The sequence below is a fragment of the Haloferax elongans ATCC BAA-1513 genome, assembly GCF_000336755.1.
Classification (GTDB): Archaea; Halobacteriota; Halobacteria; order Halobacteriales; family Haloferacaceae; genus Haloferax; species Haloferax elongans.
The window spans coordinates 38422-64960 of sequence record NZ_AOLK01000018.1 but is presented as its reverse complement, the minus strand read 5'-3'; the positions used below and the strand labels follow the sequence as shown (position 1 = coordinate 64960).

At 62.8% G+C, this 26539-nt stretch carries 23 protein-coding genes and 3 pseudogenes; 13 read left to right on the top strand and 13 right to left on the bottom strand.

Translation table 11 applies throughout. The annotated features are described in order from the left end of the window. Window positions 1–13 precede the first annotated feature (13 nt). Both C453_RS10490 and C453_RS10485 read left to right on the top strand, forming a co-directional pair. Window positions 14–229, top strand: coding sequence for a hypothetical protein (locus C453_RS10490; protein ID WP_008324436.1), 216 nt, complete (start codon window positions 14–16; stop codon window positions 227–229). 180 nt (window positions 230–409) lie between these two features. Further along, entirely contained in the window at window positions 410–1660 is a 1251-nt protein-coding gene (locus C453_RS10485) for an RNA-guided endonuclease InsQ/TnpB family protein (RefSeq protein ID WP_008324435.1), read from the top strand. Between the two features lie 76 nt (window positions 1661–1736). On the opposite strand, the gene C453_RS10480 is transcribed toward C453_RS10485, so the two are convergent. From C453_RS10480 to C453_RS10470, 3 genes are all read right to left on the bottom strand, one after another. After that, window positions 1737–2036 carry a DUF7410 domain-containing protein gene (locus tag C453_RS10480; RefSeq protein WP_008324434.1) on the bottom strand — a complete coding sequence of 100 codons (300 nt, stop codon included), beginning with the start codon at window positions 2034–2036 and terminating at the stop codon, window positions 1737–1739. Beyond that, on the bottom strand, window positions 2033–3427 hold the full coding sequence (locus C453_RS10475) for a hypothetical protein (RefSeq protein ID WP_008324433.1): 1395 nt from the start codon (window positions 3425–3427) through the stop codon (window positions 2033–2035). The genes C453_RS10480 and C453_RS10475 overlap by 4 nt, the downstream gene beginning before the upstream one ends. Window positions 3428–3513: 86 nt before the next feature. Further along, the gene (locus tag C453_RS10470; RefSeq protein ID WP_008324432.1) at window positions 3514–3975 is read right to left on the bottom strand and encodes a hypothetical protein; all 462 of its coding nucleotides are present in this window, start codon (window positions 3973–3975) and stop codon (window positions 3514–3516) included. Between the two features lie 153 nt (window positions 3976–4128). On the opposite strand from C453_RS10470, the gene C453_RS10465 reads away from it, so the two are divergent. Then, window positions 4129–5064 (top strand): FKBP-type peptidyl-prolyl cis-trans isomerase, encoded by a 936-nt coding sequence (locus C453_RS10465; RefSeq protein ID WP_008324431.1) that lies wholly within the window; start codon window positions 4129–4131, stop codon window positions 5062–5064. 68 nt (window positions 5065–5132) lie between these two features. Beyond that, window positions 5133–5399, top strand: a complete 267-nt coding sequence (locus C453_RS10460) for a hypothetical protein (RefSeq protein WP_007540449.1) — start codon at window positions 5133–5135, stop codon at window positions 5397–5399. Window positions 5400–5438: 39 nt separating this feature from the next. Here C453_RS10460 and C453_RS10455 read toward each other — a convergent pair whose 3' ends face one another. The 5 genes from C453_RS10455 to C453_RS10435 all read right to left on the bottom strand — a co-directional run bounded on the left by C453_RS10455 (window position 5439) and on the right by C453_RS10435 (window position 8277). Continuing rightward, entirely contained in the window at window positions 5439–6062 is a 624-nt protein-coding gene (locus tag C453_RS10455) for an RAD55 family ATPase (RefSeq protein ID WP_008324430.1), read from the bottom strand. A 21-nt stretch (window positions 6063–6083) separates the two neighbouring features. Next, complete coding sequence (locus C453_RS10450; protein ID WP_008324429.1) at window positions 6084–6686, bottom strand: nucleotide-binding protein; 603 nt, start codon at window positions 6684–6686, stop codon at window positions 6084–6086. 109 nt (window positions 6687–6795) lie between these two features. Continuing rightward, window positions 6796–7170 (bottom strand): YlbF family regulator, encoded by a 375-nt coding sequence (locus C453_RS10445; protein WP_008324428.1) that lies wholly within the window; start codon window positions 7168–7170, stop codon window positions 6796–6798. 66 nt (window positions 7171–7236) lie between these two features. Continuing rightward, on the bottom strand, window positions 7237–7890 hold the full coding sequence (locus tag C453_RS10440) for an alpha/beta hydrolase (RefSeq protein WP_008324427.1): 654 nt from the start codon (window positions 7888–7890) through the stop codon (window positions 7237–7239). A 72-nt stretch (window positions 7891–7962) separates the two neighbouring features. Next, entirely contained in the window at window positions 7963–8277 is a 315-nt protein-coding gene (locus C453_RS10435; protein WP_008324426.1) for a hypothetical protein, read from the bottom strand. A gap of 194 nt (window positions 8278–8471) precedes the next feature. On the opposite strand from C453_RS10435, the gene dph2 reads away from it, so the two are divergent. The 3 genes from dph2 to C453_RS10420 all read left to right on the top strand — a co-directional run bounded on the left by dph2 (window position 8472) and on the right by C453_RS10420 (window position 11912). Further along, complete coding sequence (dph2, locus tag C453_RS10430) at window positions 8472–9506, top strand: diphthamide biosynthesis enzyme Dph2 (protein ID WP_008324425.1); 1035 nt, start codon at window positions 8472–8474, stop codon at window positions 9504–9506. 210 nt (window positions 9507–9716) lie between these two features. Then, window positions 9717–10280 (top strand): hypothetical protein, encoded by a 564-nt coding sequence (locus tag C453_RS10425; RefSeq protein WP_008324424.1) that lies wholly within the window; start codon window positions 9717–9719, stop codon window positions 10278–10280. A 60-nt stretch (window positions 10281–10340) separates the two neighbouring features. Then, complete coding sequence (locus tag C453_RS10420) at window positions 10341–11912, top strand: hypothetical protein (RefSeq protein ID WP_008324423.1); 1572 nt, start codon at window positions 10341–10343, stop codon at window positions 11910–11912. Window positions 11913–11916: 4 nt separating this feature from the next. Here the strand turns inward: C453_RS10420 and C453_RS10415 are convergent, their stop codons facing one another. Both C453_RS10415 and C453_RS20830 read right to left on the bottom strand, forming a co-directional pair. Continuing rightward, complete coding sequence (locus C453_RS10415) at window positions 11917–12372, bottom strand: TIGR00725 family protein (RefSeq protein ID WP_008324422.1); 456 nt, start codon at window positions 12370–12372, stop codon at window positions 11917–11919. Window positions 12373–12516: 144 nt separating this feature from the next. Next, on the bottom strand, window positions 12517–12639 hold the full coding sequence (locus C453_RS20830; protein ID WP_275039769.1) for a hypothetical protein: 123 nt from the start codon (window positions 12637–12639) through the stop codon (window positions 12517–12519). Between the two features lie 248 nt (window positions 12640–12887). On the opposite strand from C453_RS20830, the pseudogene C453_RS21010 reads away from it, so the two are divergent. From C453_RS21010 to C453_RS10395, 5 genes and pseudogenes are all read left to right on the top strand, one after another. Further along, window positions 12888–13130 (top strand): annotated as a pseudogene (locus C453_RS21010) (MBL fold metallo-hydrolase); the annotation flags it as partial. Between the two features lie 16 nt (window positions 13131–13146). Then, window positions 13147–13827, top strand: a pseudogene (locus tag C453_RS10410) (MBL fold metallo-hydrolase); the annotation flags it as partial. Between the two features lie 93 nt (window positions 13828–13920). Further along, window positions 13921–15871: pseudogene (locus tag C453_RS21005) on the top strand (hypothetical protein). Window positions 15872–15958: 87 nt separating this feature from the next. Continuing rightward, window positions 15959–16855, top strand: coding sequence for a hypothetical protein (locus C453_RS10400; protein WP_049907632.1), 897 nt, complete (start codon window positions 15959–15961; stop codon window positions 16853–16855). A 141-nt stretch (window positions 16856–16996) separates the two neighbouring features. Continuing rightward, window positions 16997–17479 carry a DUF2267 domain-containing protein gene (locus C453_RS10395; RefSeq protein WP_008324418.1) on the top strand — a complete coding sequence of 161 codons (483 nt, stop codon included), beginning with the start codon at window positions 16997–16999 and terminating at the stop codon, window positions 17477–17479. Between the two features lie 29 nt (window positions 17480–17508). Here C453_RS10395 and C453_RS10390 read toward each other — a convergent pair whose 3' ends face one another. Both C453_RS10390 and C453_RS10385 read right to left on the bottom strand, forming a co-directional pair. Continuing rightward, window positions 17509–18435 carry a hypothetical protein gene (locus C453_RS10390; RefSeq protein WP_008324417.1) on the bottom strand — a complete coding sequence of 309 codons (927 nt, stop codon included), beginning with the start codon at window positions 18433–18435 and terminating at the stop codon, window positions 17509–17511. A gap of 42 nt (window positions 18436–18477) precedes the next feature. Beyond that, window positions 18478–19089, bottom strand: a complete 612-nt coding sequence (locus tag C453_RS10385; protein WP_049907631.1) for an ArsR/SmtB family transcription factor — start codon at window positions 19087–19089, stop codon at window positions 18478–18480. 123 nt (window positions 19090–19212) lie between these two features. Between C453_RS10385 and C453_RS10380 the strand changes: the two genes are divergently transcribed. After that, window positions 19213–19605 (top strand): pyridoxamine 5'-phosphate oxidase family protein, encoded by a 393-nt coding sequence (locus C453_RS10380; RefSeq protein WP_008324415.1) that lies wholly within the window; start codon window positions 19213–19215, stop codon window positions 19603–19605. 74 nt (window positions 19606–19679) lie between these two features. Here C453_RS10380 and C453_RS10375 read toward each other — a convergent pair whose 3' ends face one another. Then, window positions 19680–26279, bottom strand: a complete 6600-nt coding sequence (locus C453_RS10375) for a PKD domain-containing protein (RefSeq protein ID WP_241430725.1) — start codon at window positions 26277–26279, stop codon at window positions 19680–19682. Between the last annotated feature and the right edge of the window lie 260 nt (window positions 26280–26539).

The following is a 26539-nucleotide window of genomic DNA, read 5'->3' as shown; positions in this document are numbered from 1 at the left end:
GGTATCATTGTGCATGGCTGAACACTCGGTCGAGCTTGGCATCTCGTTCGTCGGCGTCGTGCTCGGACTCGTCATTCTGCTCGTCGCGGAGGCGGTCGGCGCGGGCGAAGTTGTCATCGCTGCGGGCGGTGCGGTTGCGATTCTCGGCGTCGCCGTTCTCACTGCGGTCGTGATGCGACTACCTGAGCCGGCTGATTCCGACAGCGACCACGAACACGGCCACGCGTGACGCTGACGGCGAAGTCCCGTCAGCGTAATGCAAGGTGGAGCCTCCGGCCTCAAGGAGCGACCGAAGCGTAGCGAAGGGAGCGAGTAGGCCGGAGAGGAAACCGACACGGTACGACACAACCGGCATACTCCGACCGGCCGACTCCCGGACGTATAAGTACCGTCGAGTCTTCTCTGAAGTGTGGGCGTGCGTCGAACCGCCGTCGTGAAACTCGACCTTTCCGACGAGCAACGCGACGCACTCCACCGAACCGCCGAGCAATACCTGTACTGCGCGAACCGAACCGCTGACTACTGTTGGTCCGACACCTCCTACAGCGAGTGTAAGACCAACAAGCGAGAGGTTCGTGACGCACTCTACTCCGAACTTCGAGAGGAGACGGACCTACAGGCACAACTCGTTCAAGCCGCCATCAAACGCGCTGTCGAAGCCGTCAAGGGCGTTGTCGAACGGTGGAAGAAGGGACAGCGTGTCTCTTGTCCGACGTTCACCGCCGAAACGATGGACTACGACGCACGGAGCGCGACGTTCTACCGAAAAAAGGTGTCGCTGGCAACTGTCGAGGGCCGGGTCGAACCGTCGTTCATTCTCCCGGCAGACAGTCCGACGCCCTACGAGCGATACGTTCTCTCCGAGGATTACGAGTTCCGCGAGAGTACGGTTCGGTACGACGCGGTGGATGACGAGTTCTACATCCAACTCTCGACTCGGCGGACAGACGGCGACGACGCAGAGGTTCCGGCAGATACCGGGCACCCCGACCAAACGGTCCTCGGTATCGACCTCGGCGTCAACTCACTCGCCGTCTCCTCGACCGGCACGTTCTGGCAGGGAGACGAGTACGACCATTGGTGCCGCGAGTTTGAGAAGCGGCGTGGAGAGATGCAACAGCGCGGCACGCAAGCCGCACACAACGCCTTGCTTCGACTCGGGAAGCGCGAAGAAGCGTGGCGAAAGCAGTACATCCACACGCTCGCCAACGAGCTTGTCACGGAAGCCGTCGAACACGACTGTGATGTTATCGTGTTCGAAGACTTGACCGACATTCGTGAGCGGCTTCCGCAGGCGAAGTGGCACCACGTCTGGGCGTTCCGACGCCTCTACGAGTACGTCTCCTACAAGGCACCTGAGCGGGGTGTCTCCGTGGAGCAAGTCGAACCGAACCACACGTCCCAACGCTGTTCTCGGACGGACTGTGGGTTCACGCACGAGGACAACCGCCACGGAGAACGCTTCAAGTGCCAGAAGTGCGGGTACGAGGTGAACGCGGATTACAACGGTGCGAAGAATATCGGGCTACGCTACGCTCGAAAGCGGATGCACAAACTCCGTTCCTCGCCCACGTCGGGGAGCGGAGACGCAGAAGTAGACCTGCGTATAAATGGTGGGACGTTGAACGGCGAGAGTCACCAGCCTATTGCTGGCGACTGATTGCCGGGAGTCCACATCAAAGCCCCACCCTCAAGGACCGAGGCGCGTATGCGCCGAGGAAGTAGGGTGGGGTAGTTTACAGGCTGAATCCGACCACTGCGAGCAAGAACAGCACCGCGTAGGTCGCCCCGAGTGCCCCCGCGACCTTCAGGTGGTACTGAAACAGGTCTTCGGACTCGGCTTCGACGGCCACCTCGTATGCCTCCCGTTCTGCTTCTGTCCACTCCTCGTGCACGTCACCGACGTGCAAGTCTCGGAGTCGCTCCCGGCGGAACGGTCGGTCGCAGTAGGGACACGTCGCGACTGGCTGTTCTCCCTCGGGGACGCTCGTCTCGGGGGTCGGCGTCGTCATCTTGTGTTCTCTCAGTCGGCTCATCCCGCGACACCTCCGAGAGTCGGCTGCGCGACGACCCAGAGACTCGACGCCGTATAGCAGATGGTCACGACGACGAACGGGTACTGGCTCCGAAGCGGTTGCAGTCGCCCCGGAAACACGTCGAACGACCGCGTGTGTGCTACCCAGACGGCCAGCAGATGCCCGAGAACGACGAACACGAGCTGTAGACTACCGAACCACTCCGGGATAGCTAACACCGTGATGTTCGCCGGTGGCGAGAGAGGGTCGAATGCGACTGTCGCCAGCGCGGGCGCGAGACCGACGACGTAGCCCGCGAAATGGGCGAGATGGTAGCCTGCGGCGATTGGAACCAACGCGGGTGCGAACCATCCGGCGATGAAGTCGCCGGTGACGTACGTCTCGGCGGTCTTGCGGGCCGAATCGGCTGCGCGATGGTAGACGACGAAGAAGACGAGAAAGCCGGCGACGACGCCGACGAGGTTCACTACCCACGAGGGAACTGGAGCGAGCGCGTCGAGGACGCGCCCCCACGCGACGGTCGAGACGAGGCCGTCGTACGTCGTCACCCACAAGAGGGCGATGACGAAGGCAACGTCGTCGGTGTCCATCGCCGCCTCGACGCGGGCCAACCCCGCTCCGGGGAACGACACCGAGAACCCATCGTCAGTTCGCTGAACCGGTGCGAGCAGGCCGTAGAGTCGGAACACCCGGGAGACGGGGTCGACGTGGTCGAACCACGCGTCGCCGAAGACGACGGCCCCCGCGACCGTCACGACTGAATACCCGAGTACGACGACCGCAAGCGCCTGCGGATTGGCCGAAAGCGGACTGACGACCTCGACCCAGACGAGCGCGAGCAGGCCCACGACGCTCGGCCACGACCCCACTGCCTCCGGGATGGTGCGCGTCGGAAACTCCCCGAGCGACCGGACTGCTGTGCCCAGCGTCCGCGTCGGATTCACGAGCGGCCACACGTCCACGACGAGGTAGGTCAGCATCGTGAACCCGGCCCACCAGCCGACCCAGACGAGGAGCACGCCGAGATTCGCAATCGCGGCTTTCGGCCCGAAAAAGCCGACTGCGACGACCGTACCCAACCCAACCACGCCGCCGATTTGGAGTCCTCTTCCGACGAGTTCGACGGGGCGACCGAGCGCAACGCTCCGGCGGGCGAACGCGCCGAGTGTCTCGTCGTCGGTCACGAACGCCGAGACGAGAAAGGAGACGCCGACGACACCGCCCCCGGAGACGACCACCAGCCAGAACGGTGCCGGAACCGACTGGAGCGACCCGCCAAGCGACCCGGCGTGGGCTACCACTGGCCGTGTCGCAGCCGCGAGGCTACCAGTGAGTACTGCCAGTGCGACGAGGGTGCGGCGGACGCGGCCCAGCAGACGTTGGAAACTCATCGTTCGGTGACTGTGGTGAGTCGCCTTCCAGAGGCGGTCACGTCCCGTCTTTCAGCGCCGTCCACGTCTCGCATATCTCCCACATCTCAGAGGAAGCCGAGGAGTCGCAAGGAGAGGGCGACGATGAACAACAGGCCGAGTACCCACGACCCGAGAAGCGCCGCCTGCGACCGTTCGAGGCCCCAACTCCGGGCGGCATGGTACGTCCCGTGAAAGAGGTAGGCGACGACGACGAGGACCGTGGCTGCCACGAGGACTGCACCAGCGGTGTTAGTCATCTCTTCGGACACGCCCCCGCCGCCGACGAAGAGGACAGCTATCAGGCCGAACCCGAGTGCGAGGAGGAGGAACGCGAGCGAGAGAACTGTCGGGTCCTCGGTCCAGTTCGACATGGTACTGCTCGTTTCCCCACTGCCGCCACCCGAGCCACCGCCACCGACGGGTGCACTGACCGTGTACTGTCGCCACCCGCGACCGACGTACGCCACGACGAACGCCAGTAGTACCACCCCAACGACGAACCCAAGGAACAATTCTGTCTGAGCCATGTTGACACACCTCTATTACTATAAACCGTGATAGTAACATAAACGATTCGACGGATATCGTCTGTCGTGCCCGAGTTTCGGGGGTACGTCCGACGGAACATCTCGCACCGGCGAAACGTGATTCTTAAGGGTCGCACGAATCACGTAGGGTGTATGAGCGACGAACAGCAGGCGGAGGCCGAGCAGGTCGATGAAGAAGTCGAGTCCGGTATTCAGGACGGCGACTTCGTCCGCCTCGCGTACACGGTTCGCACGGTCGAGGACGGCGACGTCGTCGACACTACGAGTAAGGAAGTGGCCGAAGAGGCCGAGATTGACGTCGAAGGCTACGAGTTCGAACCCCGAGTCATCATCGTCGGTGCGGGTCACGTCTTCCCCGCCGTCGACGACGAACTCATCGGCGCCGAAGTCGGCGACGAGGGCGACGTCGAGATTCCGGCCGCCGAAGCGTTCGGCGAGTACGACGAGGACGAAGTGCGCACGGTCAGCGCCAACAAGATTCCGGAAGACGACCGCTACCCCGGTGCCCAGGTCACCATCGACGGCGACCAGGGTCGTCTCGAGACCATCATCGGCGGCCGCGCCCGCGTCAACTTCAACCACCCGCTCGCGGGCAAGGACCTCGAATACGAGTACGAAGTCCTCGACGTCGTCGACGACCGCGAAGAGCAGGCCTCCGGCCTCCTCGGAATGTACCTCCAGCAGGCTCCTGAGGTCTGGGTCCAGACCGACGAAGTCGAAGAAGAGCAGGTCGTCGAATCTGACGACGACGAGGAAGACGAAGACGCAGAACCCGAGACGGAACTCGTCACCGTCGAGAAGGACACGCTCTACATCGAGGCGACGCCGCAGATGACGATGAACCAGCAGTGGCTGTTCTCCAAGCAGCAGATTGCACAGGACGTCATGCAGCGTCTCGACCTCGACCGCGTTATCGTCCAGGAGACCATCGAGGGCGGCATGGGCGGCATGGGCGGCCTCGGCGGCATGATGGGCGGCGCAGGCGGCGCTGACATCGAGGAAGCTATCGAGGACGTCGACATCGACGCCGACGAACTCGCTGCCGAACTCGACGCGGACGAAGAATAAGCGAGCCTCCCGTCGGTTCTCTCGAATCGGCGGCTTCTTGATACTCGCCTCCAGACCGCTTCGTAGCGATGGCTTCGTCAGACGACACTTCGGCGCTCGAGTTGCGTGACGCGACAGACCTGCACGTCGCACTCGTCGCCGGTGTCTGTACCGTTGGACTGACGCTGGCGCTCAAATACGGTGCCGGCGTCGAGGTTTCGTTCGTCTACCGCCTTTCACCCCTCGCTCCCTACTTCGCGTACGTCTTTAGCCGTGGTGCGGGTCTCGGTGGCCGCACGTGGATGGGACTCATCGTCGCTATCACGCTCGGCACGTTCGGCTTCTTCGTCGTCTAACAGGCTACTGCGTTTTCCCTGTTCGCGACGGCGTGTGATTCAGGCGATGTCGCGACTGGTGTCGACCGAGACGCGCTCGGCAAGCCGGAGTTTGATCGTCTCGTCGAGCGCCTGTCCACCGCGGAACTTCGGCACTGCCAGCCGATTTTCTATCTCCGACCCGTCTATCTTCGTGTCGAGGTCGAACACGATGTCGGCCATGTGTTCTGTCAGGTCACGGTTCTCCGGGACTGACTCGCCTTTCAGGCCGTGGAGAACGGTCAGCCCTCGCGTGTTGACCATATGGGTCTGGAGGTCGTTGAGGAACTTTCTGAAGCGAGGCGGCTCGGCTCGTTCGAGCATATCGACGACGTCGATGACGAGATTCGCACCCTCTGGGAGGTCGCGGACGAGTTTGTTCGCCACGTCGAGCGGTGCGTCGCCGCCGACGTCTCGAACCGTCGGATTCCCGGTCGGCATCGGACACCGGTCGAGCGCATCTCTGACGGCGACCTCAGAGCGAAGGGTCGTGAGCCACAGCGTCCCTCGGGTGGACGTCAGTTCGTAGAGGAAGAGTTCCGACTGGCTGGCCGGGTCTGCCGTGAGCAGAACCACGCTCCCTGCCGGGATACCCCCACCGAGTTGCCGGTCGAGGATATCGATGCCCGTCGCCAGCCGATTCATACCACGTGCTACGACAGTCAGTCATAATAGACCTTCCCCCCGAATACCGTCTGCAAGCCGCCGATACGCGGCTTTTACTGTCGGATTTGTAAGGACTGGCGAGGTCCCATCGGGAATGGTGCCGAGCAGTGGCGCGTCGAGCACGTCGCCGACGGCATCCGGGGCGACTCGCGCACGGGAGACGACGCCGCCCACGACTGGCGTGCCGAGCGCCCTCGCCATCGCGGCCGTCTTCGCGGCATCTCGGAGCGCTGGTGTACACAACGGTGTGACGACGAGCACTGCGTCAGCGGCGCGGAGCGGTGCTGCGGCGTCCGGCCCGGCACCCGCCGGACAGTCGACGAGAGCGAGACGGTCGTCGCTGGCGAGCGACTGCAACCACCGCTCGAAGGCATCGTCGTCGACCCCTCGCGGGGCGGGTGCGACCGAGACCGATGGGTCGTTCGGGTGCGACTGTACTGGTGGGATGTCGTCAGTCGGTCGCTCCACGCCAGCCATCGCGTGTAAATTCGGCATGTCGCGGTCGGCGTCGACGGCGAGGACGTCACCGTCGAACGCCTGCGCTAATCCGAGTGTCGTGGTGGTCTTGCCGCTGCCGCCTTTGCCGCCCGCGATTGCCAACATATGCGGGGCTGGTCCTGTCTTGGTACTTGAACCTGCGCCCGCGAAAACGAGTGTTGTCGGCGCGTCCGTCCGTGCGTCCGTCCATCCGCCCGCGTCTCCAGCGTGCTCGTCAGTCGTTACAGCACCCGCCAGCCTCGCCGCCGAAGTCGACTGCGAGTGGCTCGGAGATGGCTTCGTTTACCTTCTCCAGTTCGCCGACCATCTCGGCTTGCGCGAGCAGGAACTCTTCCATCACGGGAAGCGAGTGGAGTTCTTCTTGTGCCTCTTGGACCTTCTGGAGGTCCGCTTTGGACGCCTCGCCCATCTGTCGGGCGACGTTGAACTCCTCGCGGAGTTGCTCGAACTCGGAAATCTGCGCTTGGGCTTCGTCGTCGGCCTCGACCGCCGCCTTCGCCTCCTCGTAGGCTTCGTACTTCGGGTGGTCGGCGATGGCCTCGCCAAGTTCGCGGCCGAGTTCTTCGAGCCGCGTCGTCTGCGTGCTCATGCTCTCGCCTTGGGAATCGAGCGATTTCAACCTGCCGAACGGGGAACTCGGTCGTCCCGCCGCGACTCAGGCGTGTTTGTCGACGAATTCGACGGCGTCGGCCAACTCGTCTGGACCCACGCCATGTGGGACTTCGTACGTCTGGAACGTCACGCCGGCACCGAGTTCTTCGAGACGGTCTGCAGCACGCTCTGCTCGGGACGCGGGAATCACTTGGTCCATCGAGCCCGCACCGACGAAAATCGGCTTGTCGGCGATGCCGTCCGGCCTGTGGCCCGCGTGCGACTCGGCGAGGTAGCCGTGGAGCGCGACGACCCACGCGTAGTCGTCCGGGTCGTCGAGGAGTAGTGCGAGACTGGTAATCGCCCCCTGACTAAAGCCGAGCAGTCCGATTCGGTCGCGGTCGAGGTCGTACTCGTCGATGGCGGCCTCGATGGACTCTCGGACGAGGTCTCGCGACCGCTCGAACTGTTCTGCGTTAGGTTGGCTTTGGTGGAGCCCGCCGCCCGACAGGTCGAGGTCATACCACGTGTAACCGCCCTGTAGGCGGTCTGGCGCGCGGAGACTCACGACGTGGAGGTGCGGTGGGAACTCGCGTGCAATCTGCAGGAGGTCCTGTTCGTTCGACCCGCGACCATGGAGGAGAACGACGGCCGGTGCCGGTTCCTCGGTCGGTTCGGATGGCTCGACGTGAACGTGTTCGAGCGGGAGGTCAGACATACCTGCCGCTAGGCGGTCGCGCCGCTTCAATCCACGAGTGACAGGAGGGTAACCGGGTGACAGCAGGACTGCCTAGTCTCGAACTCGGACACCCAGTGTCGCGCCGCACCCTTTGCACAGCCAGAGGTCGTTCGGTTGTCTACCGACCATCACGCTCCGTTTCCTAATCGACCGAATCTCGGGCACCGAGTCGCCGCGGACGATGTCGTCTGCACCTCTGATTGGTTCACCACAGCCGGGACACTCGGTCAACTCGATTTCGTCTGCCGGTTCGTGGCTGTGTTCATGGCTGTGTCCGTGGCTGTGTTCGTGGTGGTCTGCGGGTTCGTTGTGTCCGTAGTAGTCGTGGTGGTCGCTGCTGTCGTGTGTGTCGGTATTGTCTGCCATGGATTTCGCTAGACGCTCTCGCCGGGAAGGCACTCCGGGGCTTGGTGAGGCTGGCGCACAAGGGGCGACGGGGTAGCGATTTGAGGTGTGGAGCCGACAGTCGAAGGCCGAAAATTCGCCGCGTGTGCGGGTATGTGACGCCCAAGCGTGGGGAAGCGCCGTCGTTATACATCTCCATCGGTAAGGGTGGTCCAATGAGTCAGGACGCCTCCTCGGAGGGGGACCTTCGAAACACCGGGATGTCGCTGAAGCACGACCGGGAGTGGGACTACGAACTCGAACAAATCGTCGACGCCATCGAAGAGCGCGACGCCAAGCGCGTCGGCCTCCAGTTCCCTGAAGGCCTCAAGCGCCGCGGCCCGGCGGTCGCAGACGACCTCCGAGAACTCTGTGACGACGACGTGACGTTCATGCTCTCGGGACAGCCGTGTTACGGCGCGTGCGACCTCGACACCTACCTCATGCGCCGGACGGACGTGTTCGTCCACTTCGGTCACTCCCCGATGAAGGAGTCTGACAAAATTATCTACGTCCCGCTGTTCTCCAACGTCGACCCGTTCCCCATCATGGAGGACGCCCTCGACGAAATCGAAGGCGACGAAGTCGGACTCGTCACCACCGCCCAGCACATGAACCGCTTCGAGGACATGTGCGATTGGCTCGAAGAGCGCGGCTACACCGTCCAGACGCGGAAGGGTGACGACCGTCTCACCTACGAGGGGCAGGTCCTCGGCTGCAACTACGCCTCCGCGGACATTCCTGCCGACAACGTCCTCTACGTCGGCGGCGGCAAATTCCACCCGCTCGGCCTCGCGATGGAGCACCCCGAAAAGAACGTCATCATCGCCGACCCCGTCAACAACGTCGTCACGCTGGCCGACACGCGCAAGTTCATGAAACAGCGCTACGCCTCGGTTCACAAGGCGATGGACGCCGAGAAATGGGGCGTCATCTTCTGTACCAAAATCGGGCAGGGACGCATGGAAATCGCCGAGAAGATTCTCGAAGACAACGAGAACGCCTATCTCATCACCATGGACGAGGTGACGCCGGACCGCCTGCGCAACTTCGACATGGACGCGTTCGTCAACACCGGCTGTCCGCGCATCACGACCGACGACGGCCCGCGCTTCCACAAGCCGATGCTCACGCCGCAGGAGTACCGCATCGCCGTCGGCGACGAACCCCTCGACTCGCTCTCGTTCGACACCTTCCACGGAACCTGGTAACGCGCCGCCGACTCCCCACTCTCGAACTCTCTTCTCTTCACTCTCGAACTCTCTCTTCGCGACACCACGCGGGTGGCGTCTCTCTTTGCGTACTCGTTTTAGGTACGTTTGCAGACTCGTTTTACTACGTCTCTGGCCGGAACGCTGCCGCCCGCAATCCGAGAACTGTCGTTCAGAAAACCTTTGTCGCCTGAATCTGCTAGGCTACCTATGGTCCCCCCTCGAAAATCGACCTCGATAGGGCTGACGCTCCTCAGCGTGCTCGCCCTCTCAGGTGTCGCCTCCGCACAGTCCGTCGAATCGACCCCACAGTTCTCTCCTGTGGTTCAAGCGGCCGGGTCGTTCGCCTTCAACCTCGTCGTCGGCGGCCTGCTCGTCGCTGCGGCCCCAAAGTTCACGCGAAACATCATCGACGAGATACGGTCTGACCCCGGTGAGTCGTTCATCTGGGGGCTCCTCGTCGGAATTGGCGGCCTCATCGTGCTCCTCATCCTCGCCGTTACCATCATCGGTCTCATCGTGGCGATTCCGGGATTCATCGCGTTCTTCATCCTCGCAATCGTCGCTGGGGGCATCGCGACAGTGCTCATCGGGTCGCTCGTGGTCGGCATGACGACCAGTGATTCGCCGTCACTCGGCATCTCGCTCGTAGTCGGCGCACTCATCACCGGCGTGTTGTCCGCTATCCCGTTCCTCGGTGGACTCGTGCTTTTCATCGCGAACACCCTCGGACTGGGCGTTCTCGGTCAGAAAATCTACGAATCGCGGTCCTGACGCTCGCCCGGAACAATTCACCACAACATTGACGGCATCTACCGAGAATCGGTGAGACAGATGCCGACGACCCACCTCTCCATCCTCGGACGCGACGTCCAGCGGGTCGTCACCCCGCTCGAAGATGGCGACTTCGACGCTGACCGTGTTCGTCTGGTCCGTGCCGAGTCTGACCCCGAGCAGGGTCGCGACCCGGACGACTGCGCTCCCGGCACACCACAGCTACACGCTCGTGTCGCCCGCACAGCAACTGAAGCGCTCTCGACCGCGCTCGACGCTCCCATAGACGAGGTCAGACTCCCGTTCGACTCGTCGTTCCCAGCGTTGTACGCCGCGACGACAGACCTCCTCCGTGAACTGGCGGCTGACGGCACTGTCGACGTGAACCTGTCGAGTGCCTCGCCGCACGTCGCGGCCGCGTTCTATGCGGCCCGAACCGCCCTCGTCGACGCTGGCGACGTCGAGACAGACGCGATTACGCTCTTTCACGTCCCGGCGACCGAGTCGCTCGACCTCGACGTAGTCTCTGACCTTCGGGCTGTCGTCGCCGACGTTGAGATGACTCGCTCGGCGCTCGACGGGTTCGAGCGCGTTGCTGACGGCCCCGGAGCAGCCGCCGTAGTTGAACCTCTCCGAATCGCGCTCGAAGACCTCCGCATCTCTCTCGCCGACGCGAGCGGCGACACCTCGACAGCCCGCCAGCTTCGTTCTGCGCGCCCCTCACCGAGGCGGGGTCAGAAAGGATTGAACGCCGTTCTCGGCCGCGCACGCGAACAAATTGCCGACCTCGTCGAGTCCGACCAGCAGATTCCAGACCCGGCGGAGACACGCGACCCGGACGCCGTCCTCGACGCCATCGAGGCGTGGGTCGATAGCGAAATCGGACTGCTTTCGGACGTCGAAGAAGACCCGCGTGAACTGGTCACTCGGTTCCGCGAGAGCTGTGAGGCCCGTTTCGGGAAGTTCGAAGACGAAGCGACCGTCTCGCTGTTCGAGTCACTGGGCCGCTTCGAACGCCATCTCGACGCGTATCTCGACGCGCGCGAACACCTCGGTGCGGCGTACGAATCGGTTGCGACGCGGATGGCAGAACTCGACGAACGTGCCGACACGGCGTCAGACCGACTGGCCGCCCTCGACGAGTCCGGTGTCGCCCGCGGGTCGGGGACGTACACCCTAGACCGGCACACGCTCGCGCCGCTCGACGACCTCGAAGCGCTCGTCCTCAAGATACTCTCGACCGGCCCACCTCGGTCGCGCCCGCGAACACGCCGAGCGGTCGCGTCGGAACTCCGCGAGCGGGCCGAACACCACGGAATCGTCGCTGCTGCCCGTGACGGCGGGCCGAAGTCGTCCTTCGAGGCGTTCTGTGTCGGTGTCGCTCGCAACGCCACCGAAGGCGAGAGCTTCGAGAAACGACTCTCGAACGACCTTCGCGCGCGTCTCGACGTCGCGTTGGAAGCGCTGACCGCAAACGGCTACGTCACCACGGTCGAGCGTGAGGCGGGGCGCGACGCCGTCGAGCCGACCGACGCGGGCCGCCTCTGGGCGGAGACGACCGATTGGGAGACGTTCCGCGACGAAGTCGTCGACGACCTGCTTCGTGACTGCGTGGAACGGGAACTCGACTAAGGAGCTAGCTCCGACGTTCCTGTTCGACGTATGCGACCGCTTCTTCTGGTGTCGAGCAGGTCTGAAACCCGTCGAGTCCGTCGATATCGTGCGTTTCGAGACCGGCGATTGGTCGGTCGAAGACGTGGCCGAAGCCAATCTCTGAGAGCGTGCCACCCGCGCCGTCGATGGCGATGACGGCGTCGCCGTTCATCACGACGAGCGCGTTGCGCGCGTGACGGAGTCCGGTCGCGATGGGCACGTCTATATATTCGTTGGCGTCGGTTCGGTGCTCGCTGGGAAGAATGCCGATAGTCGTTCCGCCGCCGTCTTTCGCCCCGCGGCACACTGCTTCCATGACGCCACCCAACCCGCCGCAGACGACCGTGTGGCCGCGCTGAGCGAGTCGTCGCCCGACTTCGACCGCTATCTCTTCGGCATGCTCGGAGGTCGACCCGCCACCGATGACGCTTACGCGCACGACTGGCCTCCGTCCGGTGAGTGGTCACTGACTGCGTTCATGGTCGTCTGCACTTTGCGCCAGAGCATAAGCTCCCGGGCGTGAGAAAATCGAGAGAACAAGCGGGTAACGAATGCGGGGACGTGAGTCGCGTCGGTGCGGCTGTCAGTACTCGTCTCGTCCGAGAGCGTCGTCTTCGAGCGGAGACTCTGGCTCCCACGTCCCGCACGCGCGCATCGCCTGAGCCATCGACGAGAAATTCGCCGTTCGTTTGTGAGTGCCTGACATTGTGAACTACATGACGTTGGTATACGATAAATATCTTATCCGGGTAGCACCTTATATTCCAAATACCTAGGGGTAGTCTATTGTGATATACCGTATCAGGACGGATAATTGGGCAATTGTCCGCCGGATATTTGTTCGACGGCTGGGCCGGACGATACGGGGACGCAACTCGGATGCGGCGGCTTTCGGAACCTGGTGAGAGTGACGAGAGCGCAACGCTTAGCCCCCCCGCGCGAAGACTGGTGTCTATGACGGTAAGCGACTGGAGTGACTGGCTTCCGCGCGCGGTCGAGTCGGCCGACCCGGAGACAGTCGCAATCTGGTATCTCGGGTGCAACGGCTTCGTTCTCAAGGGAAGCGACGGAACGACGGTGTTCATCGACCCCTACGTCGGTCTCGGCGACCCACCGCGGACGGTTCGGATGGTCCCGGTCCCGTTCGACCCCGAAGACGTGACCGAGGCGGACGCTGTCCTCGCAACCCACGAACACACAGACCACGTCNTGCGACCCACCGCGGACGGTTCGGATGGTCCCGGTCCCGTTCGACCCCGAAGACGTGACCGAGGCGGACGCTGTCCTCGCAACCCACGAACACACAGACCACGTCCACGGCCCGAGTCAGGCCCCGATTCTGGAGAACACCGGTGCCACATTCGTTGCCCCCGACGACTCACTTACGGTCGCCTACGACGACGAAGCGTGGCTCGACGACTACGACCTCTCGGAGGACCAGTTCGAGGAAGTCTCCGAGGGCGACACCATCGAAATCGGAGAGTTCACGGTTCACGTCGAACCCGCGTACGACGCCGACGCGACCCACCCGGTGTCGTACGTCTTCGAGCACGAGTCGGGAACGTTCTTCCACGGCGGCGACACCAAACCTTCCGACGAGTTCACCGACATCGGCTCGCGCTACGACATCGACCTCGGCGTCCTCGCGTTCGGAACCGTCGGCAATATCGCCGACAAGGAGACTGGCGAACCCGTGCGGACGAAGTGGTACAACGACGAAAACCAGATTGTCGAGGCCGCGAGCGACCTCGACCTCGACCGTCTACTCCCGTCGCACTGGGACATGTGGAAGGGAATGACGTCGGACCCGAAGGTGCTGCACCACCACGCGAAGAGTTTCGCGGCCCCGCGGTCGCTCGAACTCGTCGAAATCGGCGACCGAGTCGACCTGTAACCGTCGAACCCCGACTCGCGAATCGCAAGACAGCGCCGAGGTGGGTGGTTCCTCCCCGGTTGTTTTATAATGTATGTCGCGGAAGTGGCGGCCATGAGCCGCGAGTCTGATGGGGTCGTCACAGTCTCGGACGGCGAGGTAGCTGTCGAAAAGACCTTCGCCGCCGACGAGTTCCCCGTCCCAGCTGTCAAGTTTGTCATCTCTTCTTCCCTCGACGAACCGACTCGGATTCGAATCATCGACCGAATCCCCGAGTCGTTCCCGATGGAGAGTGTGGGCTTTCACCCCGACTACGAAAGCGAGAATTGGACCGCGTACAAGGACAACCGCGTCGAGTACGAGCGAACGCTCGACCCGGACGAAGAGGTCGTGACAGTCTACGGAATCAGACTCACGAACGGCGAAGACCCCGAGTCGTTCCTCGAAGAGCCGACGCTCGAACGCATCCCGGTCGATGGCGGCATCGACCCGGGCAACATCGACGACATCCTCGGCGAAGACCGGAGCCAGCTCGTCCGCGACGTGCTCGCCGGAAACCGAAGCCCCGGCGACGAGCCCGCGGATGCTGACCAGGACGTGCCGACAGACGTCGGAGAAGGTGGACCGTCCGACGACGACCTCGCTGCCGCGTTCGACAGCGACGAGTCCGACGCCGACGACTCAGCGCCCGAGCCCACCGACGAGGACGCGGTCGTCGCGGCCGCAGCAGCCGACTCGGACGCGCAAGAAGAGCCCGAACCGGCTCCCGACGCTGACGTCCTCGACGACGATGAAACGGAGACTGAGCCGCACGCAGGAGACGAGGATGCACCCGCCGCTGTAACCGAACACGTCGACGAACCTGCTGTCGGTGACGCCGCCGAGGAAGCCGACGTTGACGCCGATTCGGACACGGCAGTCGAAGCCGAGCCAGAGCCGGAAGGCGAAGCAGAACCAGCCGAGACCGACGCAGAANGAGGGGACGGCACTCGACGACGCCGCAGTCACAGCCAGCGCCGCCGCAGCCGAAGCTGACACGCGGACTGCCCCTGACACGCCCGCAGAGGGACTCGCCGCAGCCCTCGCCGACGAAATTCGCTCGGGGTCGGTCGAGGACGACGACCTCGACGTCCTGCGCGATGCCCTCGATATCGACACTCGGCGGAGCACCGAGGTTCGTATCCGACGGCTCCAATCGCAGGTACAGGACCTCGAAGCCTACTCTGACGCGCTCGAATCGTTCATCGACGAAGAGGGAACCGGCGAGGAACTCATCGCCGACTTCCGCTCCGAAATCGAGGACGTCCACGAGGACATCGACGCGCTCGACACGATGGTCGACGACGCGGTCGAGAAAGTCGACGATACCGTCGTCCGCCTCGATTCGGCAGAAGAGACGCTGGCGACCGTCGACGACCGAAGCGACCGACTCGCAGGACGTGTCGGCGATGTCGAAGGTCGCGTCGACGACCACGGCGAACAACTCTCCGAGCAGTCCGACCGGTTCGAGGCCGTCGGCGAACGCCTCGAAGACTTCGACGGGCGACTCGAATCCGCATCGCGTAACATCGACGCGGGTGCCGCGCGCCTCGACGACGTCGAAGAGACCGTCACAGCCCACGGCGACTCGCTCGACCAAATCGACGCTCGCTTCGGCGACCTCACCGACCGACTCGACGAGATTGCCGGTCGCATCGAGAGCGTCGAGGAAGACGCGGCGGCGGCGACCCAGACCGCCTCGAACCTCGACGACGAAATCGGCGAGATTCGCGAGGACATCGCCTCGCTCGACGGCGACGTGGTCGACGTTCGCGACGCGATGGAAGCGCGACTCACCGACCTCGAAGCGAGCATCCAAGACGTCTCCGTGGAGGAGGAACTCGAACCGCTCCGGAGCGATATCGACGACCTGAACGACACCGTCGAAGAACTGGAGACCTTCCGCGACCGACTCGCCGGTGCGTTCGGAACCGGAATGGGCGGAAACGGCGGCAATGGTGGAAACGGTGGAAACGGTGGAAACGGTGGAAACGGTGGAAACGGCGGCGACGAACACGAAGAATAAGCCACCAGCCCACGGCGACCCGTTTTTATTGGCTACACGTTTTCCCGAAGCGCAACCTGTTTAGCGGCCCGCCACAACCTTCCGATGATGACAGAGACGGTGCGCGTCGCCGTTCCGCGGAAGGGACGCCCCCTCGAAGCGGTACTCGAACGATTCGCTACGGCCGCCGACTTCGCCGAGGTCGCCGACGAGATAACCTCGACCCTCAGGTTCGAGAAATCCGTGACGAAGGGCCATTCACATCCCGACCAGAACGTCTACGAGCGACTCGCCGCCTACAGCGACCTCGACGCGGCGAGCGCACCGGAATACACGCTCCTCCGAGACGACCGCGAAGGGATGCCCCGTCGAATCGTCTTCGACAGCGTCACCTTCGAAACCGACGACGTGGAAGTCCACCTCGTCGGCCGCGAAGAGCCTTTCCGGGCGCTTCGCACCCACGAGTTCGCACTCGGATTCGACAGCGCCGACCTCGTCCTCGAAGAGGTCGTCCAACTGCAACCTGACGGCCTCGGGAGTATCGAGGACGTCAACGCCCGTATCGACCCGATGGACACCGACGTTCGCGTCGTCTCGGGACTCGGCGACACGGTGTACCACACGCTCATGGCCGACCCCGAACTGCTCCCACCGGGTGCCGACCTCGACCGCGACTTCGTCGCCGACTACGCAGGCGACCTGTGTATCTCGCCGCGATACGAGCGACTGGTCGAAGCCGTCCTCGGGACGCGCTGTCTCGACGACGTGACGTTCGCCTATCCCACCGAAGGCCCAGAAGAGGAAGCCGCAATCGCGGACACCGGACTCGGCGTCTATCTCACGATGACCGGGTCGACAGCCCGCGAACACGGCCTCGTACTCGGTGAGCACCTCTTCCCGAGCGAGACGGTGCTCATGGAGAACGTCGCGGAGACACAACCCGCCGCAGAGGCGGTCAAGGACATCGTCGCGTCGCCGGACCTCGAAACCGAACTTCGCGTCTGACTGGGCCTTCGGGCTCACGCCGACGACATTCGTTCCTTTTGTACCCCGTACTCTCTCACTGTTTCCGACACACCCAACGACGTTCTCGAAGTGTGAAATGTGTAGATACGTTGATGATTGTTCAGTGATAAATGTTAGCACATGGACTTCGGCGAATTCACTGGACAGGTGACGCACCGACTCGAACTCCCTGGTACCGGGAAATCAGTCCGGGCGATTCGCGCGACGCTGATGACGCTCGGCCAGCGAATTCAGAAAGACGAGGCCAAGGACCTCGCAAGTTCGCTCCCGATGGAAATCGACTGGTACCTGACGGGCGCGGTCCGAGAACACGGCGAGCGCTTCGACTGGCACGAGTTCATCGACCGCGTCAGCGAAATCGAGGGAATAGACCGGTCGAAAGCGGCGTATCACGCACGAGTCATCATCGACCTCGTCGCCAGCATCGTTCCCGAATCGGAGATTCAGCAGGTTCGAAATCAACTCCCCGAGGGTGACGACGGTGAGAACTGGGACCAACTGTTCTCTCTCGTCGACAGCGGCGGGTGGGGAGACGCACAGGAAGCACAGACCGGCGGCGGCCCGCAACCGACCGACGAGAGCGGAGGCGACGCGAGCGCCTGAGACGCCGTCAGTCGGGAGCGCGGTCGAACCTACTCCGGTTTTTGACAGGCCATCAGCGTCGAGGCCGTCGCCGACGTGAGACCGCCGGTGTCGTCGAGTGAGATGGTAGTCTTCGAATTGTTGCAGTCGAACACCGACTGGTCGAGAGAGACCGTCTCCTCGGTGTCGCTATCGAGTCGCACCACTCGTGCGACCAGTGCGCTCTGTTCTGTCACCCGAACGTCGACTCGGGCGTCCGATTCGAGTCGGTAGCGACCACCGAAGGCGACTCGACCCTCGTCAGTCTCTATCGCCACGTCGACCAGCGTCGTCTCGTCGGTCGCGTTTCCGACCGACACCGCGTGGGGCTTCGTGTACGACTCACCGGAGAGCGAGCCATCACCGACTGTCACCGAGAGCGCGTCGTCTCCGGCGATTGTCGGCGGCGCGCAGGCCATCCGCGTCGATGCACTTGCGACAGCGATGTCGTCGCCGTCGGGCGAGAACGCGGTCCACGACTGGTTGCAGTCGAAGTCGTCCGGCGACAGCGATTTCGTCGCCGTCGCGCCGCTCTGTTCGTCCGTGACACGCACGTCGTAGTCTGCTGGCACTCGGAGCACGACCGACACCTCGGCGTCAGGGGCGAGTTTGTACGTTCCCGCGTGGGGGTGTGCGAGCGTCGGCGTCACTTCGATTCGGGCGACCCACGGCTCTTCGCTGTCGTTCGTGAGTCGGAGTCGGTGCGGAACGAACCCACTGTCGCCGTCCGGTTCTGTTCCGACGACCGCAGTCACCTGTTCGCCCGCGTCGACCGCCACGGAGTCGTCCGAGCCGTCGGTGTCTGGCTCGTCGGTCGTGGGCGGCGCGTCAGTCGTCTCGTCGTCACCGGTAGAGCCACCGTCGTCGGCGCTTGCCAGACAGCCAGTGACCGATGTGAGTCCGATTCCAACAGCAGAGAGGAAGGCTCTTCGTTGCACACAGTACCCGACGGACTACCGTATCATCTCCCTATGGTTGGCTCAAGCGCGTCTTTGAGTCCATACCATCGCAAGGGTCACTGCGAGGACGAGGGCCGCGCCGACTGCGAGAACGACAAGTCCCGGCCCGTCCAGATATGCCGAGAGGAACGTCGGCGGCGTCGGTTTGGGCTCGGCCCGGGCAACGAACGTCCGCACCGGTGGCTGCCGGGTCATCCAGACTGCTTGTACGGCGAGACTCGCGACGACGGTCCCGGCGAGTCCACCGACGAGCGTTCGCAGCCCAGACGAGAGTCGAGGCTCGGTCTTCTCGGCCCCAGCAAACAGCACGACAGCCGTGTTCGTCGGCCCGTAGACCGCCATCTCGCGCCCCTGCGCGGAGAGCCACGTCGTCACCTCCTCGACCAAGTCGGCGTCTTCGAGGCGTTCGAGGTGATAGCTCACGGTCTGAAGCGTGGTGTCGAGCGCGGACGCTAACTCGGAGGCCGGACGCGGTTTCTCGTAGATGGTGGTGAGGATAGTTCTCGCAGTCGACGACGAGAGTGCCGAGAGGATGTCGTCGGCGGCGGGGTCGTCGAGTGCGACGAGAAGCGGGTCTATCTCCCGGTCGTGAATCGATTCGGCGGCGGGTTTCAACGGTAGCAACGAACTCACGGTCTCGCGCCACGTTCTCGCCCGATTAATAAAGGGCTGTGCAAGAGTCAAATGGTCGTTGTAGTTCTCTGGTGGTCCCCCGTGGTGTACACAGCTTTGCCGCCCAGAGTCGTCTCACTCCTCATGGGAACTGTTCCCGACGAGGCGGCGAGACTCGTCACGAGCGAACCGCTGATGGCGCATCTGGCGACGTGTCGCGACGGCCGCCCACACGTCGCGCCGGTGTGGTACGTCTACGACGAGTCCAACGCGGTTGTCGAACTCGTCACTACCGGCCGAAAGCTTGCGAACGTCCGGCAGAATCCGCGTGTCGCCCTCTCGATTCAGAAGGACGTAGCGGGGCAGGCACAGTGGATGGTCTCGATGCTCGGCACGGCGACTGTTGTGGACGACGACGACGCGACACGTGACGCGACGAGACGAATCAACGAGAAATACGGTGCTTTGGAGTCAGCGTGGTCGGAAAACGTGCTGGTCAGCGTCGCTATCGGGTCGGTCTCGTTCCGAACGTATTGAACGAGGTGGGCTGTGAACGAAGGAGGATGCGAACGAGGTGAACTGTGAACGGAGGAGACCGACTGGCCGCCCAGTTACTTGCTGCCACCTCGTCCGAAGAGGACGTAGATGGAGACCCCTGCGAGCGCGACGAGCAGGAGCAGCATGACGAGTGGTCCGCTTCCGCCGTTGTTCTCACCGGGTGCGTCCGGGTTTTCGACAGTCGTCGCTGCGGCCTGCTCTTCGGCCTGCTCGGTCACGATACGCAGTTTCCCGACGGACTCTCCGTCGACAGTTAGTTCGTACGTTCCAGCTGATTCGAACGCTGCACCGAGTGAGACGGTGCGTTCTTCGCCAGCATCGAGCGTCACGGTCTCGGTGGCAATCGTCGTTCCATCGCTGCGCAGTTCGAGCGTGTGCGTGCCCGCTGCACCGCCGAGGTTCGAGAGCGTCACGTCGACGATTGCATCGTCGCCGACGACCACTTCGTCGTTCGACAGCGCCGTCTCCGTCACTTCGAATGTCGGGGCCGTCGCGCCGATGACGAACTCTGAGAGGCCGGGCGATTTGGCCTCGAAGACGTACTCCGTCTCCGTCTCGCCAACGAGCGTTGTCGACAGTTTGTTCCATCGGACCGTCTCGTTGCGGTACAGTGCAACCGAGTCAGCTGTCACCCGGGTCGAGTCGAGGTACGCCTTACTCACGCGGAACGTGAACGTCACGTCGTCGATGCTGTCGTCAGAGAGGTCGTCGTGGTCGACGATGACGTACCCTGCTGGTCGCGCACCGGTCTCTTCGAGGAATTTGCGGTCGGTGTCGGACATGCCGCGCGTCGTGTTCGACGGTCCTGTCGAGTCGGCTTGAGCCGTCGTCTCTTGTGCGCTGCCATCCGCTTCCGAGTTGGACGCAACCTCTCTCGTCGTGACGTTCAACGAGAAGTCTCCAGACCGGCTGACGTTCATCCTCATGTTCGCCACGGAGATGTTCGACGGACGCTGGCGGTCGGTCGCGTTCGCGGTTTCGTTCCCGACGTCGGAGGCCGTCTCGTTGCCAGTACTCGTCTGGTTGATCGTGGCTGTGCTGTTTTCGAGGTCGGTACTCGACGTGTTGTTCGCGCGGTCTCCAGTGTCAGAGTCCGCTGTCTCATCAAACGTGATTTCGACGGTGACGCCGGGCGTCACGTTCTCGACTTTCACGTCTGCGGATTCGCTCTTTTCTTCGTTCGAACCGGACTTGCGTTCGACACTTACCTTCGTTCCGCTGCTCTCACCGGCCGGTTCGTCGTTCGAATCGTCCGTTTCCGGTGCGGTAGTGTCCGAGCGTTCTGATTCCGAGTCATCGTCGTCGGAATCGCTGCTCCCAGAGCTGCCACTGCCAGACCGATTCTTGTCCGGGTCGACGACGGTCACGACGAGGGTGTCGTTTTCGCTGTTTCCGGCGGCGTCAGTGGTGGTGAGCGTGACGGTGTAGGTCCCGGGATTATTGTATGCGTGTGCGGCGCTCTCGCCGATTGCGCTGTTTCCATCGCCGTAGTCCCATTGGTAGCTGACGATACCGACATTGTCGGTGGAGTCACTCGCATTGAACTGCACAGGTCTGTTCTTGCTTATCGTCTGGTCGGTCCCGGCGTCCGCAGTCGGGTCGGTCGTGTCGTTGACGGTGACCACGAGGGTGTCGGTGTCGTTGTGGCCAGCGGCGTCGGTGGTCTCGACGGTTGCGGTGTAGGTGCCGGGCTGCGTGTAGGTGTGCGAGACGTTTTCGCCGGTGGCGTTGGAGCCATCGCCGAAGTTCCACTCGTATGAGTCGACGCCGACGTTGTCGGTGGAATTACTCGCGTTGAACTGCACGACTGTGTCTTCGTCGACAGTCTGGTTCGAGCCAGCGTCGGCGACGGGAGCAGTCGTGTCGTTGACCGTGACGACGAGGGTGTCGGTGTCGGAGTTCCCAGCCGCGTCCGTGGCGGTCACCGTCACGGTGTAGGTGCCGGGCTGGGCGTAGGTGTGCGAGACGTTTTCGCCGGTGGTGCTGTTTCCGTCGCCGAAGCTCCACTGGTAGGAATCCACGCCGACGTTGTCGGTGGAGGAACTTCCATTGAACTGGACGGCGGTATCTTCGTCGACAGTCTGGTTCGACCCAGCGGCCGCAGTCGGGTCAGTCGCGTCCTCGACGGTCACGACCATCGTGTCTGTGTCGTTGTTTCCGGCTGCGTCAGTGACGTTCAGCGTGACAGTGTACGAACCGGGTTCCGTGTAGGTGTGCGAGACGTTTTCGCCAGTTGCGTTGGTGCCATCACCGAAGTCCCATTCGTAGGAGTCGATGCCGACGTTGTCGGTCGAGTTGGTGCCGTTGAACTGGGCTGTCGTGTCTTCGTCGACTGTCTGGTCCGCCCCGGCATCTGCCGTGGGTGCGATGCTGTCGACAGTGACTGCGGCATCGCCCTCGGAGTAGTGGATGTCGAACTCGACGTACGCGCCACCGCCCGAGACGGCTGTGATGGTCGTCGCCCGAGAGGCACCGTTCAGTTCACCGGCGAGTTGGTTCGCACTCACGCCCCAGTCGTCGAGGAGTTGCTGCGGCAGGAAGGCCTCGAAGAAGCCGGTGTTGTTCGCGCCGCTTGTCGTGAAGTGCGGTGCCTTCACGCGCAGTTCGACCTTGTCGTTCGTCCCAGAGGTGTTGTACTGCGGCGACCCGAACTCCTGTGCGTCAGTCACCATGACCGAGCCGTTGAGTCGCTCGCGGTGCGTACTCGATAGCACGCCGAGGTCGTCGACGGCGAAGGTGAGTGCGGCCGTCTGCGACTCGTTCGCCTGAATGGTCCCCGGCCACGAACTCGGCGAGGAGCCGTTCGCGTAGAAGAACGACTGCACTTCGGCTGGCGTGCCGGTAATCGAGAGCGTCCACGTGCCGTTTTGGTTCTGGGTCCGCGTCCAGTTCACGTCGTGGGCGCTCCCGATGAGTGCCCGCGGGGTGTATCCCTGCACGGTCACGTTCGTCCGAAGGACTGTCGTCGAGTCGGCTCCGAGTCCGGCGAGTTCGTAGTCAGCTTCGGTGCTGAAGTCCGAGATGTTCGCCGTGGCGTTCTTCGCTTGCAGTTGGAGCAGGCCACTGCTGAACCACGCGTCTAACGTGACGTTGCTCATGTCGGGTTGCGACCCCGAAACGTACTCGATGCTGCTCGAAACGACTGCGGTCCCAATCGAGGCGCTCGCCGACTCACTGGACGCACCGTCGTTGTTGAAGGCGTCCATCGCCGAATCGAGCGTCGCAGTGTAGGTCCCGTTGCTAGAGCCGTCGTATGTGGCTGTGTAGGTGTACGGGCCACTACCGGTCTCAGTGAAGTTTTCGAGCGAGAGCGTCGTCAACTCTGGCCCGCTGAGAGAGACCTGCGTACTTCCCAGTTGCTCGCTCGAATTGAACGAGATAGTCACGTTCTGCCCCGACGACTCCGTGGCACTGAAGTTCGTAATCGTCGGCGGCGTGGTGTCGACGACGACGCTGTCGGAGTTTCCTGACGCCTTGTTGTCGCCACTGCTGTCGTTTGCGACGGTGAGCGTCGCGGTGTAGGTGCCGTCGGAACTCCCCACGTAGCTTGCGCCGTAGGTGTAGGTTCCGTCGCCGTTGTTCATCTCCGTGAAGTCGTTCTCGGTGAGCGTTGCCGACTCGGCACCGCTGAGTGTCATCGATATATCGACGATTTGGTCGTGGGTGTCGAACGTGATGGTCACGTTCTGACTCGATGGGTTCGAGACGGCGAAGTTCGACACGCCCGGCTCTTTGAGGGCGTGGAAGTGGCTGCCAGAGCCGTAGTAGAGGGTTCCGTTCCACGCGAGGGGTGTCGGGTAGAGGACTGATATCGGCGAGTCGTACTGCCACAGTTCGGTCCCGTCGGTCGCGTTGAAGGCATGAACGGTCCCATTTCCGTAGTCGGAGATGTAGAGAACGTCGCTGGCGACGACGGGGGCACCGCGGAAGCTGGCCCCCGAAACGTTCCAGATTTTGGTCCCATCTGCGGCGTTCAGGGCGACGAGGTCGCCGCCGCGACTACCAGCGTAGAGTGTGCCATCGGCGTAGACCGGGCTGCCGTCGACATCGCCAGTCAGGGTGTAGTTCCATCGCAGCGACCCATCAGTCGCGTTCAGGGCGTAGACCTGCCCGTCTCCGCTTGTCTCCCCTGCTGTGCTGTCGCTGCCGACGAAGACGGTGTTGTTGGCGACCGTCGGGTCCGACTGGCTCTCGTCGATTAGCGTGTAGTTCCAGAGTTTCTGGCCGGTCGTCGCGTTCAGCGCCGTCACGTTGTCGTCATCCCCTGTGATGTAGACGACGCCATCGACGACTGCGGGATTCGATTCGACGAGAACAGGCTGATGCATCGTGTAGTACCAGAGTTCCTCGCCGGTGGTGGCGTTCAGCGCGGTCACGTTCCCGTCGTTGCTGCCGAAGTAGACGACGCCGTCGACGACTGCGGGAGCAGAGCGGACGTTAGTCTGCGTGGAGTAGTTCCAGAGTTCGGTTCCGTCGGTCGCGTTGATGGCATGGAGTTTGTGGTCGTTCGAGCCGAGGAAGAGAACTCCATTGGCGTAGGCGGGTGTCGTCCACGTCGACCCGGAGATTCCACCCGGTGTCGCGTTCCATTTTTCCTCGCCGGTCACGGGGTCGACCGCGTAGAGTTTTCCGCCATCGTGGAAGGCGAAATAGAGCGTATCGCCGACGATTGTCGGTTGCATCACCATCGGCGTCCCGCCCGAGATGTTCCACGCCTCGACGGGTGCAGACGTTGGGCCCGTCTCGTTCGGGTAATACCCGAGGTTCGACAGGCTTCCGTGGAAGTTCGCGTTCGCCGATTGGACAGTCACGACGACTGTGTCCGTGTCTGTGTTCCCGCTTTGGTCGGTGACAGTGACGGTTGCCGTGTAGGTCCCGACCGCCCGGTAGGTGTGGTTGTGAACTGCGCCAGACGCGGTGGTTCCGTCACCGAAATTCCACGCGTAGCTCGACACGGTGTTCGCGTCAGTCGAACTGCTCGCATCGAGTGTCGCCCAGCTTCCGAGATACAGTGTCTGATTCGTTCCGGCGTCGGCAGTCGGGTCGGTGGTATCGACGAGGACGCTGTCAGACTCTCCGTTCGCGCCGTCCTGTGCCTTCGTGTTCGCCGCGGTGTCGACCGTCGCCGTGTAGGTCCCGTCTGAGCTTCCTTCGTAGGTGGCAGTGTAGGTGTACGGCCCGCTGCCGGTCTCTGTGAAGTCGCTCTCAGTGAGCGTCGCGGACTCCGGCCCGCTGAGCGAAACCGCGATGTCGAACAATGATTCGCTCGAATTGAACGTAATCGTCACGTTCTGGCCCGACGGGTTGGTCGCGTTCACGTTCGAAACCGTCGGTGCGGGCTCCTTGATTGCGTAGAAGTGGCTTCCAGAGCCGTAATAGAGGATATCGTTCCACGCGAGAGGCGTCGGGTAGAGGCTCGCTACCGGCGAGTCGTACTGCCACAGTTCGCTTCCATCGTTGGTATTGAACGCGTAGACCGTTCCGCTTCCGAAATCGGAGATGTAGAGGACGTTGCCAGCGACGACAGGCGCACCGCGGAAGCTGGCCCCCGAAACGTTCCATACCTTCGTTCCGTCAGCCGCATTCAGTGCGACGAGGTCACCACCGCGACTGCCAGCGTAGAGAGTGCCATCGGCGTAGACCGGGCTGCCGTCGACGTCGCCAGTCAGGGTGTAGTTCCAACGCTCGGTGCCGTCGGTGGCGTTCAACGCATACACCTTGCCGTCTCCGCTTGTCGTCCCTGCCGTGCTGTCACTCCCGATGAAGACGGTGTTGTTGGCGACTGTCGCGTCGGACTCGATTTGGTCGATAACGGTGTAGTTCCAGAGTTTCTGGCCGGTGGTGGCGTTCAGCGCCGTGACGTTGTTGTCGTACGCACCGAAGTAGACGACACCATCGACCACCGCCGGGTTTGATTCGACGAGAACAGGCTGATGCATCGTGTAGTACCAGAGTTCCTCGCCGGTGGTGGCGTTCAGCGCGGTCATGTTGCCGTCGTTGCTACCGAAGTAGACGACGCCGTCGACGACTGCGGGAGCAGACCGGACGTTAGTCTGCGTGGAGTAGTTCCAGAGTTCGGAGCCATCTGTCGCGTTGATGGCGTGGAGTTTGTAGTCGTTCGAGCCGAGGAAGAGCACTCCATTGGCGTACGCGGGCGTCGTCCACGTCGACCCGGAGATTCCACCCGGTGTTGCGTTCCACTTCTCCTCACCAGTCATTGGGTCGACCGCGTAGAGCTTTCCGCCATCGTGGAAGGCGAAGTAGAGGGTGTCGCCGACGATTGTCGGTTGCATCACCATCGGCGTCCCGCCCGAGATGTTCCAGAGTTCAGTGGGTGTCGAGGTCGGTCCCGACTGGTCTGGGTAGTACCCGAGATTCCCCGGCCCACCGTGGAAGTTCGCGTTCGCCGATTGGACTGTCACCGTTTGGCTGGCGAGTCCTCCAACCGAGACGTCGCGGCCGCCGGTGTCCCAGAGCGTCTTCGTGAACGAAACGGTCGTCGTCTCGCCTGCGCTCAGACTCCCTGTCTTGGAGGCGACGACCGACCCGTCGACAGCCACAGTTGCGTTGTAGTCCTGTTGGGAACTCCCCGTGTTCTCGACGGTGACGGTGGCGTTGATAGCACTCCCAGTGTACAGTGTGTCGGGTGTCACGGACGCGGAACTGTATACGATATCCGGTCCGTCCACCACGGCGAGCCGCGCAAGCCCCGCGAGTGACTCTGTTTCTTGTATATCCCCGCCCGCGATTCGATGCTGATACTCTGGCGTTGCGCCGACTGCGGTCGGATAAAAACCAGCAAAAGTAGCTGTGGACGAAACGACTATCAATAACGTGAAAATGAGCTTCCAATTTATCTGATTATCATCATTCATGACGTATCAACTGACGAACCATATACCGTTGTCTAGAA

Bases quoted from the DNA above. Each gene is read 5' to 3' on its own strand.
- C453_RS20830 (WP_275039769.1), bottom strand. From the start codon at position 12,639: ATGTCAGGCACTCACAAACGAACGGCGAATTTCTCGTCGATGGCTCAG.
- C453_RS10400 (WP_049907632.1), top strand. From the start codon at position 15,959: ATGACAGAGACGGTGCGCGTCGCCGTTCCGCGGAAGGGACGCCCCCTC.
- C453_RS10455 (WP_008324430.1), bottom strand. From the start codon at position 6,062: ATGAATCGGCTGGCGACGGGCATCGATATCCTCGACCGGCAACTCGGT.
- C453_RS10450 (WP_008324429.1), bottom strand. From the start codon at position 6,686: ATGTTGGCAATCGCGGGCGGCAAAGGCGGCAGCGGCAAGACCACCACG.
- C453_RS10465 (WP_008324431.1), top strand. From the start codon at position 4,129: ATGAGCGACGAACAGCAGGCGGAGGCCGAGCAGGTCGATGAAGAAGTC.
- C453_RS10395 (WP_008324418.1), top strand. From the start codon at position 16,997: ATGGACTTCGGCGAATTCACTGGACAGGTGACGCACCGACTCGAACTC.
- C453_RS10490 (WP_008324436.1), top strand. From the start codon at position 14: ATGGCTGAACACTCGGTCGAGCTTGGCATCTCGTTCGTCGGCGTCGTG.
- C453_RS10380 (WP_008324415.1), top strand. From the start codon at position 19,213: ATGGGAACTGTTCCCGACGAGGCGGCGAGACTCGTCACGAGCGAACCG.
- C453_RS10470 (WP_008324432.1), bottom strand. From the start codon at position 3,975: ATGGCTCAGACAGAATTGTTCCTTGGGTTCGTCGTTGGGGTGGTACTA.
- C453_RS10475 (WP_008324433.1), bottom strand. From the start codon at position 3,427: ATGAGTTTCCAACGTCTGCTGGGCCGCGTCCGCCGCACCCTCGTCGCA.
- C453_RS10480 (WP_008324434.1), bottom strand. From the start codon at position 2,036: ATGAGCCGACTGAGAGAACACAAGATGACGACGCCGACCCCCGAGACG.
- C453_RS10445 (WP_008324428.1), bottom strand. From the start codon at position 7,170: ATGAGCACGCAGACGACGCGGCTCGAAGAACTCGGCCGCGAACTTGGC.
- dph2 (WP_008324425.1), top strand. From the start codon at position 8,472: ATGAGTCAGGACGCCTCCTCGGAGGGGGACCTTCGAAACACCGGGATG.
- C453_RS10420 (WP_008324423.1), top strand. From the start codon at position 10,341: ATGCCGACGACCCACCTCTCCATCCTCGGACGCGACGTCCAGCGGGTC.
- C453_RS10435 (WP_008324426.1), bottom strand. From the start codon at position 8,277: ATGGCAGACAATACCGACACACACGACAGCAGCGACCACCACGACTAC.
- C453_RS10425 (WP_008324424.1), top strand. From the start codon at position 9,717: ATGGTCCCCCCTCGAAAATCGACCTCGATAGGGCTGACGCTCCTCAGC.
- C453_RS10440 (WP_008324427.1), bottom strand. From the start codon at position 7,890: ATGTCTGACCTCCCGCTCGAACACGTTCACGTCGAGCCATCCGAACCG.
- C453_RS10460 (WP_007540449.1), top strand. From the start codon at position 5,133: ATGGCTTCGTCAGACGACACTTCGGCGCTCGAGTTGCGTGACGCGACA.